Raw genomic sequence first — 14,536 nt, forward strand, 5'->3', positions numbered from 1 at the left:
TTGCGTACGAGAACCGCGCCCCAGCGGCTGCAGGTCGCACTATTGCGAGCAACGTCGTCCTGGGCGGGGTTTTCGTACGGAAACGCGACTCGGCCCGGGCCGCGGCACCACCGCGACCCGGGCCGAGAAGGGCGGGATCAGCCCTGGAAGTTCGGGAAGGCCGAACGACCGGCGTACACCGCTGCGTCGTCGAGCTCCTCCTCCAGGCGCAGCAGCTGGTTGTACTTGGCGACCCGGTCCGTACGCGCGGGGGCGCCGGACTTGATCTGGCCACAGTTGGTCGCGACCGCGAGGTCGGCGATCGTGGTGTCCTCGGTCTCACCGGAACGGTGGCTCATCATGCTGTGGAAGCCGTTGCGGTGGGCCAGGTCGACCGCATCGAGGGTCTCGGTGAGCGAACCGATCTGGTTCACCTTGACCAGCAGCGCGTTGGCGGCCTTGGTCTCGATGCCGCGGGTCAGCCGCTCCACGTTGGTGACGAAGAGGTCGTCGCCAACGATCTGGACCTTGTCGCCGAGGGTGGCGGTGAGGTGCTGCCAGCCCTCCCAGTCCTCTTCGGCCAGCGGGTCCTCGATCGAGACGATCGGGTACTTCGCGGCCCAACCGGCGAAGACGTCGGTCAGCTCCTGGGCGGACAGCTGCTGCCCGTCGAAGCTGTACTTGCCGTTGTCGAAGAACTCGGTCGCGGCGGCGTCGATGGCCAGCGCGATGTCGGTGCCCAGGCTCAGACCGGCGGCCTCGACAGCCTCGGCGATGACCTCGAGGGCAGCCTCGTTCTTGGGCAGGTTCGGGGCGAAGCCGCCCTCGTCGCCCAGGCCGGTGCCCAGACCCTTGCCCTTGAGGACCTTCTTGAGGGCGTGGTAGACGGCGGCGCCGTTGGCGACGGCCTCGTGGAAGGACTTGGCGCCGATCGGGGCGACCATGAACTCCTGGACATCGACATCGGAGTCGGCGTGAGCGCCACCGTTGAGGATGTTCATCATCGGAACCGGCAGCACGTGCGCGTTGGGGCCACCGACGTAGCGGTAGAGCGGCAGGTCCGCGGAGTTGGCGGCAGCCTTGGCCACGGCCAGCGAGACGCCGAGGATGGCGTTGGCGCCGAGCTTGCCCTTGTTGTCGGTGCCGTCGAGCTCGATCATGGCCTGGTCAATGGCGCGCTGGTCGGTCGCCTCGAAGCCGAGCAGCTCCTCGCCGATCGCCTCGATGACGTTGTCAACGGCCTTCTGTACGCCCTTGCCGCCGTAACGGGAATCGTCGCCGTCACGCAGCTCAACCGCCTCGAAGGCACCGGTCGAGGCGCCCGAGGGCACCGCGGCGCGACCTTCAGCACCGTCATCGAGGAAGACCTCGACCTCGACGGTGGGGTTGCCGCGGGAATCGAGGATCTCGCGGGCGTGAATGAGTTCAATGCTTGCCACGTGTCATCCCTTTCACATGTGGGGGTTGTCAACCATCGGGATTGTTGGGGGCGAATGTCTTTCGAGCTCCACCCTAGCCCTGTCGCGCGGAGGCGTACGCATGGTGGCCCGGCGTGGTCGTGAGCTGCCGCTCAACGTCCCAGAACGCTGGTGTTGTGCAGATTTCGGCGTTGAGCGGCAGCCGGTGACCAGCGTCCCCTTCGCGTCTCAACTCTCGGCCTCGACGACGCGGGCCTCCAGCGCGCGCAGGGCGGCGCGCAGCGACTGGTCAGCGTCGATACCGCTGGCGTGGGCGCGCGCGATCAGCGCCAGGATCTCGGCGCCTACCTCATCGCCCACCGGTTCGGCGGGCAGGTCGAGCTCGAGACCGTGGCTGCGGGTCCGGGCGATCACCTTGTTGGCACGGGCAACTGGCGCGGTCAGTGCGATCCCGTCCAACGCGGACCGGCGCCCCTTCTCGGCCTTCTTGCGGGCCTCCCAGGTGGCATCCAGATCGTCGGGCGCGTCCTCGTCGCCGAAGACGTGCGGGTGCCGGCCGATCAGCTTGTCCGCGATCGCGTCGGCGACCTGAGCCAGGTCGAAGCGACCCTGCTCGGCGGCGAGTTCGGCATGGAAGTAGACCTGCAGCAGCAGGTCGCCGAGCTCCTCCCGCAGGTCACCGGCGTTGGCGTCCTCGATGGCCTCGACAACCTCGGCGGTCTCCTCGATGAGGTACTGCACCAGACTCTCGTGGGTCTGCTGGGCATCCCACGGGCATTCGCGGCGCAGCCGATGCATCACATCGGCCAAGCGCTGCAGCGAGGCGGCCGGCTGGGGCAGCCTGTCGTGCCGGGCACCCCGGCCAGCCGTCTCGCTCATCTCAGGCCGCTGTCGTACGCTCAGCGCATCGCCGGCACGCTGAGCGAGCCAGTGGTCGGCAGCAGCGGCATCTGGCCGGTCGGATCCCAGTCGCCGTAGCGGGGGTTGACCTCGACGTTCACGTTCAGCACGGCATCGGTGAGCTCGCGGCGCTCCTGGGACAGGGTCGCCAGCGCATTCCAGCGCGCCAGGCCGCGGTAGAGGTCCGCAATCTCCGGGTTGGCGAGGTAGGGGCCGTAACCCATCCGCTCGGCAAACGAGTTCAACTGGGCCTCGCTGAAGCTGATGCCGAGATCGTTGCCGGCCTGTTCGCTGACGTCGCCGGCGATCAAGGAGGTCAGCACCGAGTAGCGCAGCTCGAGCGACAGTTCGTCGCCGCTGGCCTCGGCGACCTTGGCGGTCAGCTCGTCCAGTTCGGCCTCGGTGATCCGGTCACCGGCCACCGTCGCCACCGTGTTTCCGGTCTGGCAGGCCGTCAGGCCAAGGGTGAGCACTACCGTCACGGCGGCCAGTAGCCGCATCCAAGTCGTCTTTGCACGCACGACCGTGATCATAACGTGACCTACCCCAGGGCGGTGACCAACTGCCGGGCCCACGCCAACAGTTCCCGCCCGATGATCGGCGGAGCGCCGACTCGTCCGGGCCGGGGTCGCGGCACCATGACCTGCTTGGAGGCTGCCCGGACCTTCGTTCCCGGATGGAGACGCTGGAGCCGCATCACCGTGGAATCGGGCAGTTCCAGCTGCCCCAGGCGTACCTGATTGCCCTGCAGGATCAGCTCGGTCAGCCCTGCCGCCCGGGCCGCGATCCGCAGCCTGGCCACCTCGAACAGCGCCTCGACCGGCTCGCCGGGCTCGCCGTACCGATCCACCAACTCGGCATGTACGCCGGCCAGGTCCTCCTCGGTGCGGGTCTCGGCGAGCCGCTTGTACATCTCCAGCCGCAGCCGCTCGGACTCGATGTAGTCCACCGGCAGGTGGGCCTCCACCGGCAACTCGATGCGTACCTCCGGCTCCGGTTCGACACCATCGCCGCGATACTCGGTGACGGCCTCGCCGACCAACCGCAAATAGAGGTCGAAGCCGACATCGGCGATGTGCCCGGACTGTTCACCGCCGAGCAGGTTGCCCGCGCCGCGAATCTCAAGGTCCTTCATGGCGATCGCCATGCCGGCCCCCAGATCGGTGTTGGCAGCCATCGTCGCGAGCCGGTCGTGCGCGGTCTCGGTGAGCGGCTTCTCGGGCGGATAGAGGAAGTAGGCGTAGCCGCGTTCCCGACCTCGGCCGACCCGACCCCGCAGCTGATGCAGCTGCGACAGGCCAAGCAGGTCAGACCGTTCGATCAACAAGGTGTTGGCGGTGTTGATGTCCAGGCCCGCCTCCACGATCGTGGTGCACACCAGGACGTCGGCGCGGCGCTGCCAGAAGTCCTCCATGACCTGTTCCAGCGCCTTCTCGCTCATCTGCCCGTGGGCGGTCGCGATGCGCGCTTCGGGGACCAGCTCGCGCAGCGTACGCGCCGTCTTCTCGATCGACTGGACTCGGTTGTGGATGTAGAAGACCTGCCCCTCCCGGGCCAGTTCACGGCGAATTGCTGCGGTGACCTGAGCCCGGTCGTAGGGCCCGGCGAAGGTCAGCACCGGGTGTCGTTCCTCGGGCGGGGTCGCGATCACCGACATCTCACGGATGCCGGTCACCGCCATCTCCAACGTACGCGGGATGGGCGTGGCCGACATCGCCAGCACATCGACATTGGTCCGCAGCCGCTTCAGCTGCTCCTTGTGTTCGACGCCGAAGCGCTGCTCCTCGTCGATGATGACCAGGCCGAGATCCTTGAACCGCACCTCGCCCGACAGCAGCCGATGGGTGCCGACGATGACGTCGATGGCACCGGATTCGACCTCCTCGCGGGTCTTGGCCGACTCCTTGTCCGACTGGAACCGGCTCAACTGCCCGACCCGGACCGGGAAGCCGGCGTACCGCTCGGCGAAGGTCTGGTAGTGCTGGCTCACCAGCAGCGTGGTCGGCACCAGGACCGCCACCTGCTTGCCGTCCTGGACCGCCTTGAAAGCCGCGCGGACCGCGATCTCGGTCTTGCCGTAGCCCACGTCTCCACAGATCAGCCGGTCCATCGGGACCACCTGCTCCATGTCGTGTTTGACCTCGTTGATCGCCGACAGCTGGTCGGGAGTTTCGACGAAGGAGAAGGAATCCTCCAGCTCCCGCTGCCAGGTGGTGTCCGGGCTGAACGCGTGGCCGCGGGTGGCCTGGCGGGCGGCGTACAGCTGGATCAGCTCACCGGCGATCTCGCGGACGGCCTTGCGGGCGCGGGACTTGCGGCGCTGCCAGTCGCCGCCGCCCATCCGGTCCAGCGTCGGGGACTCGCCGCCGACGTAGCGGGTGAGCAGGTCGAGCTGGTCCATCGGGACGAAGACCCGGTCGCCGGGTTGGCCGCGCTTGGAGGCGGCGTACTCGACGACGATGTATTCGCGGGTCGCGCCACCGACCGCACGTTGCACCATCTCGATGTAGCGGCCGACACCGTGATGTTCGTGGACGACGGCGTCGCCCGGCGACAGTTCGAGCGGGTTGACCTGGTTCTTGCGGCGCCGGGTTGGCATCGGCGCGTCGCGTTCGGCGCCGCTGCGGCCGGCCAGGTCGCCGCCGGTCAGGTGCAGCAGTTTGATCGCGGGCCACTCGATGCCGCCCCGCAGCGGGGACTGATCGATCACCACCACCGCCGGGTCGAGTTCGCCGCCGACCCGCACCGGCAGGTCAGCCTCGCGCAACACCGCGGCCATCCGGTTGACCAGACCCTGGCCCTCGGCGGTGATGACCACCTGCCAGCCCTCGGCCAGAGCCCGGCGGGCCCGCGCCACGACCGCGTCGGTGTCGCCACGCATCGATTCCGCAGGCTTCGCATCGACCGTCACCGAGGTGACCACCCGAGCATCGGCGCCGGCGCCGGACAGGTCGATGATCTCGCCGTCGTCGGTCCGCACCGGCTCCGCGGCGGGGCCAGCCGAGAACGGGGACAGACTCCACCAGCCCAGACCGCGGTCCAGGGCGTGTTCGCGGACCTCGCCGAGCTCCCAGTACGCCGACTCCCCCAGGTCGATCGGGGCCTCGCCGCCGCCGGCGGCAGCCGCCCAACTGGCGCCCAGGAATTCCTGGGAGGTCCGGGTCAGGTCGGCTGCTCGCGTACGCACCAGCTCTGGGTCGCAGACCAGCACCACCGTGTCGGCGGGCAGCACGTCGACCAGCAGCTCCATCGCGTCGACGAGGACCGGCGACATCGCCTCCATGCCGTCGACCGCGTGTCCCTCGGCGATCCGGTCCAGCATCTCGGCGAGCTCGGGGTGTGCCTGGGCAAGCTCGGCGGCGCGAGCCCGTACGCCGTCGTCGAGCAGCAGTTCCCGGCACGGCGGTGCGATGATGACCGGGCCGGCCGGGTCGGTGGAGCGCTGGTCAGCAACCTGGAACCAGTGGATCTCCTCGACCTCGTCGCCGAAGAAGTCGATGCGCACCGGATGGTCGTCGGTGGGGCAGAAAATGTCGACGATGCCGCCGCGGACGGCGAATTCGCCGCGTCGCTCCACGAGGTCGACGCGGTGGTACGCCGCCGCCGAGAGGTCGGCTGTCAGCTCGTCGAGGGGATACTCCTGGCCAATCTCGATCCGCACCGGCGTCAGCTCGGCCAGTCCCTTCACCTGGGGCTGGAGAACGCTACGTACCGGCGCGACGACGACCCGCGGAGCCGGCAGCGTGTCGTGGCCGGCGAGCCGGCGCAGCACCGTGAGCCGCTTGCCGACGGTGTCGGAGCGCGGACTGAGGCGTTCGTGCGGCAGGGTCTCCCAGGCCGGGTAATAGGCCACGTCGTCGGCGGGAAGGAAGGCTGCCAACTCGGCGGCGAGCTGCTCGGCCTCGCGATAGGTCGAGGTGACGACCAACTGGGTGGGTGCAGGCGTACCGTCGGCACGCGGCTGAGCAGCCAAGCCGACCAGCCAGGGCCGCAGCTCGTCAGGGCCGGTGACGTCACCGGTGTCGGGGCCCGGGATCGACCGATCCCGGCCAAGGATCGGGGTGAGGACCGGGTCCTGGCCGGCGCGCTGCAAGAGTCCGGAGTTCACAGCGTGCCAATCTAGCGCGCGCGACTGACGGGCACGATCGTGACGCCTGCACCAGGGGCGGCTGGCCCGAGCCGGTTGCCGACGACAAGGCCGCCCTGAACGACACAGGTCGCACTATTTACGACCTACCGCCGCTGGGGGTGTTGGTAGCAGCCCCGCCCTCAGATCGCCTGCATCGCGGCGATCAGGTCCCCCGCCCAAGGGCTGTCCGCGCGTACGAAGGCGGCCGGGTGCCCGATCGGCGCCGCCACCGTGTGGTCGGTGTCGCCGGCGTACACCTCGCCGGTGAAGAGGTGGCGCCACTGCCCCGGCGGCAGCGTCACCTCCACCTCCTCGGCGTCGAGGTCCAGCACCGGGGCCAGGAAAACGTCAGGGCCGAAGAAGAACTGGTCGTCGCGTTCGGCGGCACGGCTGCCCGGCGCCATCAGCCAGGCGTGCCGAATCGCCGGCATCCCGGTCTGCCGAGCCTCGCGGACCACTTCCTTCCGGTACGGCTCGAGCGCCGCAAAGATCTGGGTGTTGCGCGCGTACGCCGCCAGCTCCTCGGGGTCGTAGACCTGCGGGTTCGGCCCGGGGCGGTTGCCCTCGTGACTGCGCATCACCACTCCGAACGCGGCGAACTCACCCCACCGCGCCAGCAGTTCGGGCGCGCGTACGTAGTCGTGAACGACCGCGTTGATCGAGGTGTAACCACCCAGATCCGCGTGCGCCAGCGGCCAGCCGGACACTCCGGCGTGGAAGGTGCCGAGCAGCGCCGAAGCCAGCCCGTCGTCGGGGTCGGTGGTGACGAGCTGGTCGCCGTTCCACAGCAACGCGGCGTGCTCGGGCGTGCTGGAGGATCCGACGCGGAACCAGGTCGCGCAGTCGGGCCGTTCGGCGATCTCGCAGGCCCGCGCCACCGTCTGCGCCCACAGCGTCGGCCAGGCATTGTGCAGGTCCTCGGCGCCGCCCCCGGCCGGCCGAGCATCCGGCGGCGGCCCCTCACCGAAGTCCGCCATGAACCCATCGACCCCGTGCGCGAGCACCTCGGAGGCGATCACCTGGGCGTACCACTCGCGCGACTCAGGCCGGCTCAGGTCGACCATCGCGGCGTCGAACTCGCCCTGATCCATCAGGTACGGACCACCGTCCGGACCCAACACCAGGTGCCCGGCGGCGGCCGCCTCGGCGTACAGGTTGCGGATGCCCTCATCCTGCTTCGACTCGGCCTGTTTCGGCGCAGCGTTGACGACGAACGCATTGACGTAGCTGGTGGTGCGGATCCCCTCGGCGTGCAGCTCGGCGACCAGCTCCTCCCAGTCTGGGTAGAGCTCCCGGTCGACCTGCCAGGTCCACCAGAGCCGATCACCGAAGGAAGTGGTACGCCGGCCGGTCCAGTCCTGCAGCCACACCCCCGAGACCACCGCACCGGCGTCTCGGGCCGCGGCGACGCTCGCGCGGACCTTCTCCGAACCGCCCTGGATGCCCAACACGGCGCCCTGGTAGAGCCAGTCCGGCGGCTCGGCCGCCCCGGTCAACTTGCGCTGCTCCAGCAACTCCGCAGGGCTGTCGGCGGCCACCAGCTGCGCGGTCAGTTCGGTGCCCCAGACCTCCAGCGAAACCCGCCGCGTACCGGTCGTGTCAGCCACCACGAAGGCATCGGTGCCGGCAGCGCCGGGCTGCAGGCGTACGCCGGTGAGGTCCGCGGTGACGTAGCTCGGCCACGCCGCGTAGGTGAACTGGTCGGTCGCGCCGGCGCCGGCGTTGGTGAGGTCGGCCAGCAGGGTCAGGGGCTGGACGCCGCGGCCCACGCCCTGCTCGCGGGTGACGATCGGGATGACCCGTCCGGACAGGTCGAAGCCGGCGAACTGCTCCCCCAGCCCGTGCACCGCCGCGTCCGGCGTACGTCCACTGACCAGTGCGATCGAGTCGACCTCAGCGGCGGCCAGGTGCAGCGCAGCACCCGCCCCGTCGGCCCGGATGGTGGCAGTCCAGGCCGGCGCGGCTGGCCCGCTGCCGAAGACACCGGTCAGCTCGACTGCTGCACCGGTGACCCGTACGCCAGTGACCTGCTGGTGGCGCAACCGCTCGGTCCGTTGGGTGTGCGGCCACAGGTAGCCGCGATGTTCCTGCCAGCCGACCTGGCCGCGGCCCGCGACCGCGAAGGGTTTGCCTGCCTCCGATGCCCACACCTCCCGGTCGCCACGCAGGATCCGCATCCGGTCCTCGGCCAGATCGACGCTGAGGTCACCCACGGCGTACGTTCCACGCACATCGGACGCAACGCTGAGCCGGCCCACCGGCAGCGACGAGACCCGATCCCGGGGCAGCTGAATCAGAAATCCGACGAGCAGGGCGGCAACGACCAGGGCAACGAGGAGACCGACGCGGCGGGTACGGGAGGCAGGCACGCGCCCATCCTCCCGCAGCGGCGCCCCGACCGCGCCGAAGCGGCCCCACGATTCCAAGGCCCGGACAATCGAGGGTAGCGGCGGCGGAGTGCTGCAGAAAACCGCGCCCCAGCGGCGGTTGGTCGCAAATATCTGTCCCGAAACGCTGGGCCGGGCCATCGCAGCGGCCCTGGGGGGCGAGCTCGTCATCGATCCTCGGGTCGCCCGGCTGGCGGTCGGGGCCCGCCCCGAGGACGTCGACGAGGACCCGCTGGCGGTGCTCACGTCGGCCGAACACCGGGCCGCGCGCGGCCTCAGCAATGCCGAGATCGCTGCCGACCTGGTCCTCTCGGAGGGCACCGTCAACGCTCGGGTTTGGACGCCGTGCCCGTCGCGCTGGACGGCTGTGCTCACAAACAACCGGTGCCCTCCACCCGCTCCTGCCAGAATGGAGCCGTGCCACCGTCATCCCCGCTCGAGCCGGACACCCCGACCCGGCTGCGCCGCTGGGGTCGGCGCATCAGCCGCGGCGTGGACGCGATCGGCGAACGGCTCGGCATCACGATGCGCGACCACGCCCCGCGGGAACCCCGCCGGCGCCAACTCCCCCGCACCGAGTGGCACAGCGAGACCCATCGGGTGGGTGAGATCTGGGTGCGTCATCACGTACGCCCCGGGCGCCGTCGCGCATCAGCTCCTCACCCGACCGGCGCGGCGCCAGCTCCGGGCTCGCCCCGCACCACCGTCGTCTTCGTCCATGGGTTGGGGATGGCGGCACGGTCCTTCCTGGCCCTGGCCGACCAGTTCCGCGACCACGACACCGTGCTGATCGACCTGCCCGGATTTGCCGGCCTGCCGCACCCGCCCGAACCGCTGCGGATGGATCAGTTCGCCGACGCGGTGGTCGGGGCGTGCCGCCAGCTCGCCATCACCGACCTGATCCTGGTGGGACACTCGATGGGGTGCCAGGTCGCCAGCCTCGCCGCGCAACAGCTCGACTGCCGCGCAGTGGTGCTGCTCGCCCCGCCCGACACCCGCGCCCCGCTCCCGCTGACGGCCTGGCGGTTCCTCCGCACCGTCCACCACGAGCCTTGGATCGCGCGCCGCAAGGCCGTCGCCAACTATCTGTGGGGCGGGGTGCACTGGGCTCTGGAGGTGCTGCCGCTGATGCTGGAAGACCGCACTCGTGAGGCGCTGCGGGACGTGCATGATCCCGTCATGGTGGTCCGCGGCGAGCATGACCGAGTCAGCCCGGCGGCCTGGGTCGACGAACTCTGGCACACCTGCCGCGCCACCGAGCGGGTCGTCGACGGCGGTGCACATTCGATGATCTTCGACCGGGTCGGCGCACTCACGATCCACCTTCACGATGCGGTTCGCTGACCGGGTCGCGGACTACGCCAACGTCCTTGCCGCGCAGGCACGGTCGCTGGTGCCGCGGCGTACGCCCCCAGCCGCCCCGTGGGGACGGGACCAGCGGGTGCTGTTGCTGCCCGGGGTCTGGGAGAACCCCCGCTATCTGTCCGGCCTTGCGGACTGGCTCGGCGAGCACGGCTGGTCGACACGCACGGTGCCCAGGCTGAACTGGAACACCTTCACGCTGGCCCGCTCGGCCCGGATCGTCGCCGCAGAGTTGGAGCGGCTCGGCGCCGCCGAGGACCCGGTGTTGGTGGTGGCCCACTCCAAGGGCGGGCTGATCGCCAAGCACGTGATGGCCGACCCGGCGTACGGAGACCTGATCGCTGGTTGCGTCGCGGTGTCGACACCCTTTGAAGGGTCCTGGCTGGCGGGGCTGTTCCTGCCGGGCTTCGGGGTGCGCAACCTCCGCAGCCGCAATGCTGCCATCCGCGCCCTGGCGCTGCAGGCCGAGGTGAACGCGCGCATCGTGTCGATCTATCCCCGCATGGATCCGCACGTGCCCGAAGGCTCCCGGCTGGCCGGCGCGGCCGCCAACATCGAGATCGACACCACCGGCCACTTCCGCGTGTTGGACCATCGCGACGCCCGTGCCGCGATCCTGGCGGGGCTGGATCAGCTGGCCGGCTGAGAAGCCGTGCCCCCGACAATGGCGACTCGTCAGCCGTGGTGTTCCATGCCCAGCTCCACCCCGTGGGCGAGCACCTCGGCGACCTGGGCCGGGTGAGTCGTCGGCATCAGGTGGGTGGCGCGCGGGATTGTGACGATCTCGACCGGCGCCCGTTCGACCGCCCTCGCATACCGGGTGACGTGGAGACGCATCTGGTCAAACTGCCCGTTCGCCAGCACCACCGGGCAGGTGACGTCGTGGAGCAGGTGCGGCCCGGCGTGGTCCATCACGGCGGCCCAGGCCGCGGGCAGTGCCGCGTACGCCGACCCGTCCGGCAGATTGTCGGCGGTCTCGCCCCGAGCGCCGAGCCCCCGCATCACCCCGTTGGTGAGTTTCGCCAGCCGCTCATGCCCGATCACGGGCACCGCCTTGGCGAAACCCCGATACAGCGCTGTGAACGGTCCGGAGGGGTCCGCGGTCGCGCCCAGGATCACGAGCGCGTCCAGTTCGCCGGGGTGGGCCGCGGCGTACCCGGTGGCCAGGTAACCGCCGAGGCTGTGGCCGGCGAGGATGACCGGCCGGTCGTCGTCGGGGTCGCGGTCGCGATGGATGCCCTCGCTGATCGCCTCGAAGGCGGCTTCGGTGGTGAAGGGCTGCCCCACCTTCGCTCCGTGCCCCGGCAGGTCGATCGGCACCAGCTCGGCCGCAGGGATCCGGGCGTCATAACCCGCCCACTGGGTGGTCGAAAACCGGGTGCCGTGGACCAGCACCAACCGCGGGCGTGGCGTCATGTCGCCAGATTAGTCGGCGCCCGAGCCGCTGAGGCGTTGCGGCGGGAACGCCTCAGCGCTGCTGCTGGATGATCGCGACCTTCTGCCAGATCTTGCGGGCCATGTCCGAGGTGAGCGATTCGATGCCCTCGACGGCATCGACCACCTCGCCATCGGAAGTGTCCTCGGCGAACAGGGCTGCGGTCTTGCCGACCAGCGACAGCAACTCGGTGCACTGGTCCAGATAGACGGCGACTTCGGTGCGGGTGAGGCCGAGCTGCGCCTCCTCAGTGGAACTCTCCAGGCGTTCGGGCACCTTGCTCAGCTGATGCATGTCGATGACGTGGGCCAGCGAGCGAAGCCGGTGCAACACCCGCAACACCCGGGCGCGTTCCATCCGCTCGGGGACTGCGATCAGGAAGAAGACGGCAATGCCACCGAAGACCAAGTCATTGACCAGGGTTTCGATCAGGCTGAGCCAGTCCAGGGGTCCGACGGTGTCCGGACGGCTCCAGATCTCCACCGCCGCCAGGGCCACGGCACCACCGAAGATCAGGACCACAATCGCGACGCCGACGCGGGACAGCACCCGCGCCAGCCGCACTCGCCGGCTGCTCACGCCATCGTCCGAACCGATCTCGTCGACCAGTCCGACCAGCTCACCGCTGACTTCCCACAGGCTCCGCCGCGGGAACCGAGCCTTGATCCGCCGCTGCAGGTCGACGGTGGCCCCGCGTACAGCCGCATGATCCAGCCGCTGATAGCGACTGCCGCGCGGCGGACCATCGGGATGCTCCGGCTCCCCGGTCAACGCAGGCAGCACCGGTTCGTCGGGCAGCCGCGCAGGCTCATTCGCATCAGGTCGGGGCACGCCGCCAGCGTAGAGCGTCGCCTTCGATGGTCACCAGCTGACGCTCAACGCCCCAACTGCACAGAAGGCCGTTTCTCGGGGTTGAGTGGCGGCTGGTGACCACGAGCCGGGCCGTCGAGACGTTCCCACGGGAACGCCGGCCGACATGCACATCCACAGCAGGCTGTAGAAATGCAGGTGGATCCGACCGTTTCGGCTGCACAACTACAGCATGCTGGAGAAGCGCACCTCGGTGCCGGCGTGGCGGGGCAGACGACGGGCGCCGGCGTACGCCGTCGAGACGTTCCCGCGGGAACACCGCCGCGATCAGAGCCCACATCGCGCATGGCATGCAGTCGATGCTCCAACGCACCCCACAACTGGGCTCTCGCCGAATCCACTGCACGTAGTGCGCGCGAATCTTCGTCGCTTCCCAAGTCCGTGCCAACACTGGGCCATCTGAGGGTGCGATGCTGGCGCCGTGGACTCGTCAGCCGCCCTCAATGCGATCGCTCAACGTGCCCCGGTCGGCTCGGGCTCCGGCCGATGGATGGTGGCCGTGGACGGCGTCGGCGGATCCGGCAAGACCACCTTCGCCCGCGAGCTCGCTGCACTGATTCGTGGACGGCCCGTGATCGTGCTGCACGCCGATGACTTCCTCAACCCCGCTTCCGCCCGGCATGTTCGAGGACCGAACTCCGCCGAGGGATTCTGGTTGGACGCGTACAACTACCCGGCACTCCTCGATCGTGCCCTCCTCCCGCTGCGGTCAGGCGCCAGCACCTTCGCAGCCTCGGCCATTGATCACGCGACCGGTGAGGTCATCGAGCCTGACCTGACACCTGCTCCGCCAGATGCGGTGATCATCACCGAAGGGACTTTCCTCCTGCGAGACGAGCTCGTCGATGTCTGGGACCACTCCATCTATCTGGATGTCGACCTCAACGAGGCAACGCGCAGACTCGCGCAGCGGAACAGACTTCCCCAGGACAGCCCCAAACTGGCGCGCTACACGGGGGCTCAACGGCGCTACTTCGCCGAGGCCCGGCCATGGCTGCGCGCGTCAACCGTCATCGACAACAGCACGCCCGGGGCACCGCGCCAGATCGCCGCGGGCGCTGCCCGCGCCGCCATGGACCATCGCCGGGGGCCGACATCGCCGGACTCCAGCCAGACGTAGCAGTTGGAGAAATTCCCATGCCGGGGCTGACCGCCTATGTGAGATTTCGATCATGCAACCACTGCTTGGGGACGCCTTCGGTGAACTCCTCCTCGCCAGCACCGCGACTGAGACCGCGCCCACAGGAAATCATCGAGCGCGACGACCGCTTCATCAGCGCCAGCGACGCACGGACATACTTCTCGACCGAGGACACCTGGCACCCGTTGGACCGCCTGGTGTGTGATCAGGCCCGCGGCCGCGTCCTCGACATCGGCTGTGGCGCTGACCGCCACAGCCTCGCCCTCCGCGAGCGGGGGCTCGAGGTCACCGCCCTCGAGCCGTCCCCGGGCGCTGCGCAGGTCTGCCGCGACCGCGGTGTGACGGTGATCGGCTCGGCGGTTGAGGACCTCACGGTCGGCGGCTGGGACAGCCTCGTCCTGCTCGGAAACAACCTCGCGCTGCTCGGCAGCCCCATGACGGCCGTATCCACGCTGCGCAGTCTGGCCGACCATGCTGCGCCCGGCGCCGTTCTGCTTGGGCTTGGCACGCAACCGTACGCCACGACGGATCCGCTCCATCTGGCCTACCACGAGCGCAACCGCGCCGCCGGTCGCCCCGGCGGCCAGCTCCGGATCCGAGTGCGGCATCGAGAACTCGCCACCGGCTGGTTCAACTACTGGTTCATGGCTGTCGACGAGGTCACTCGGGCCGTCGACCAGACGCCCTGGCGCCTCGTCGATGTGACCGCCTCGGGCGCGGCGTACCTGGTCCACCTCGAGCTCGGGCGCTGAGCGCCCCCACACCGTCGAGGCGTTCCCACGGGAACGCCGGCCGACATGCACATCCACAGCAGGCTGTAGAAATGCAGGTGGATCCGACCGTTTCGGCTGCACAACTACAGCATGCTGAAGAAGCACACCTCGGGCACCGGTCGTGGGCGGGGCAGACGACGGG

At 69.6% G+C, this 14,536-nt stretch carries 11 protein-coding genes; 4 read left to right on the forward strand and 7 right to left on the reverse strand.

Features of this window, described 5'->3' with window-relative positions; all coding sequences use genetic code 11:
• Nucleotides 1–137: 137 nt before the first annotated feature.
• From eno to CGZ91_RS02210, 5 genes are all read right to left on the reverse strand, one after another.
• Nucleotides 138–1,418 (reverse strand): phosphopyruvate hydratase, encoded by a 1,281-nt coding sequence (gene eno, locus CGZ91_RS02190; protein ID WP_094449578.1) that lies wholly within the window; start codon nt 1,416–1,418, stop codon nt 138–140.
• Between the two features lie 207 nt (nt 1,419–1,625).
• The gene (locus CGZ91_RS02195; protein WP_094452317.1) at nt 1,626–2,276 is read right to left on the reverse strand and encodes a MazG family protein; all 651 of its coding nucleotides are present in this window, start codon (nt 2,274–2,276) and stop codon (nt 1,626–1,628) included.
• Between the two features lie 20 nt (nt 2,277–2,296).
• Nucleotides 2,297–2,818 (reverse strand): SurA N-terminal domain-containing protein, encoded by a 522-nt coding sequence (locus CGZ91_RS02200; protein ID WP_179229178.1) that lies wholly within the window; start codon nt 2,816–2,818, stop codon nt 2,297–2,299.
• A 20-nt stretch (nt 2,819–2,838) separates the two neighbouring features.
• A complete protein-coding gene (mfd, locus tag CGZ91_RS02205) occupies nt 2,839–6,405 on the reverse strand; it encodes a transcription-repair coupling factor (protein WP_094452319.1) in 3,567 nt (1,188 codons plus the stop codon).
• Between the two features lie 161 nt (nt 6,406–6,566).
• Complete coding sequence (locus CGZ91_RS02210) at nt 6,567–8,795, reverse strand: alpha-glucosidase (protein WP_179229179.1); 2,229 nt, start codon at nt 8,793–8,795, stop codon at nt 6,567–6,569.
• Between the two features lie 435 nt (nt 8,796–9,230).
• Between CGZ91_RS02210 and CGZ91_RS02215 the strand changes: the two genes are divergently transcribed.
• Both CGZ91_RS02215 and CGZ91_RS02220 read left to right on the forward strand, forming a co-directional pair.
• Nucleotides 9,231–10,157 (forward strand): alpha/beta fold hydrolase, encoded by a 927-nt coding sequence (locus CGZ91_RS02215; RefSeq protein WP_094452321.1) that lies wholly within the window; start codon nt 9,231–9,233, stop codon nt 10,155–10,157.
• Nucleotides 10,144–10,821 (forward strand): esterase/lipase family protein, encoded by a 678-nt coding sequence (locus CGZ91_RS02220; RefSeq protein ID WP_094452322.1) that lies wholly within the window; start codon nt 10,144–10,146, stop codon nt 10,819–10,821. The genes CGZ91_RS02215 and CGZ91_RS02220 overlap by 14 nt, the downstream gene beginning before the upstream one ends.
• Nucleotides 10,822–10,850: 29 nt before the next feature.
• Here the strand turns inward: CGZ91_RS02220 and CGZ91_RS02225 are convergent, their stop codons facing one another.
• Nucleotides 10,851–11,591, reverse strand: a complete 741-nt coding sequence (locus CGZ91_RS02225) for an alpha/beta fold hydrolase (protein WP_094452323.1) — start codon at nt 11,589–11,591, stop codon at nt 10,851–10,853.
• Nucleotides 11,592–11,643: 52 nt separating this feature from the next.
• Nucleotides 11,644–12,441, reverse strand: a complete 798-nt coding sequence (locus tag CGZ91_RS02230; protein WP_229116363.1) for a hypothetical protein — start codon at nt 12,439–12,441, stop codon at nt 11,644–11,646.
• 460 nt (nt 12,442–12,901) lie between these two features.
• Between CGZ91_RS02230 and CGZ91_RS02235 the strand changes: the two genes are divergently transcribed.
• Complete coding sequence (locus CGZ91_RS02235; RefSeq protein ID WP_179229180.1) at nt 12,902–13,600, forward strand: nucleoside/nucleotide kinase family protein; 699 nt, start codon at nt 12,902–12,904, stop codon at nt 13,598–13,600.
• 218 nt (nt 13,601–13,818) lie between these two features.
• Nucleotides 13,819–14,373 (forward strand): class I SAM-dependent methyltransferase, encoded by a 555-nt coding sequence (locus CGZ91_RS14180; RefSeq protein ID WP_179229181.1) that lies wholly within the window; start codon nt 13,819–13,821, stop codon nt 14,371–14,373.
• Nucleotides 14,374–14,536: the final 163 nt, after the last annotated feature.

The sequence above is a fragment of the Parenemella sanctibonifatiensis genome (assembly GCF_002250565.1).
In the GTDB taxonomy this organism is placed as follows: domain Bacteria; phylum Actinomycetota; class Actinomycetes; order Propionibacteriales; family Propionibacteriaceae; genus Parenemella; species Parenemella sanctibonifatiensis.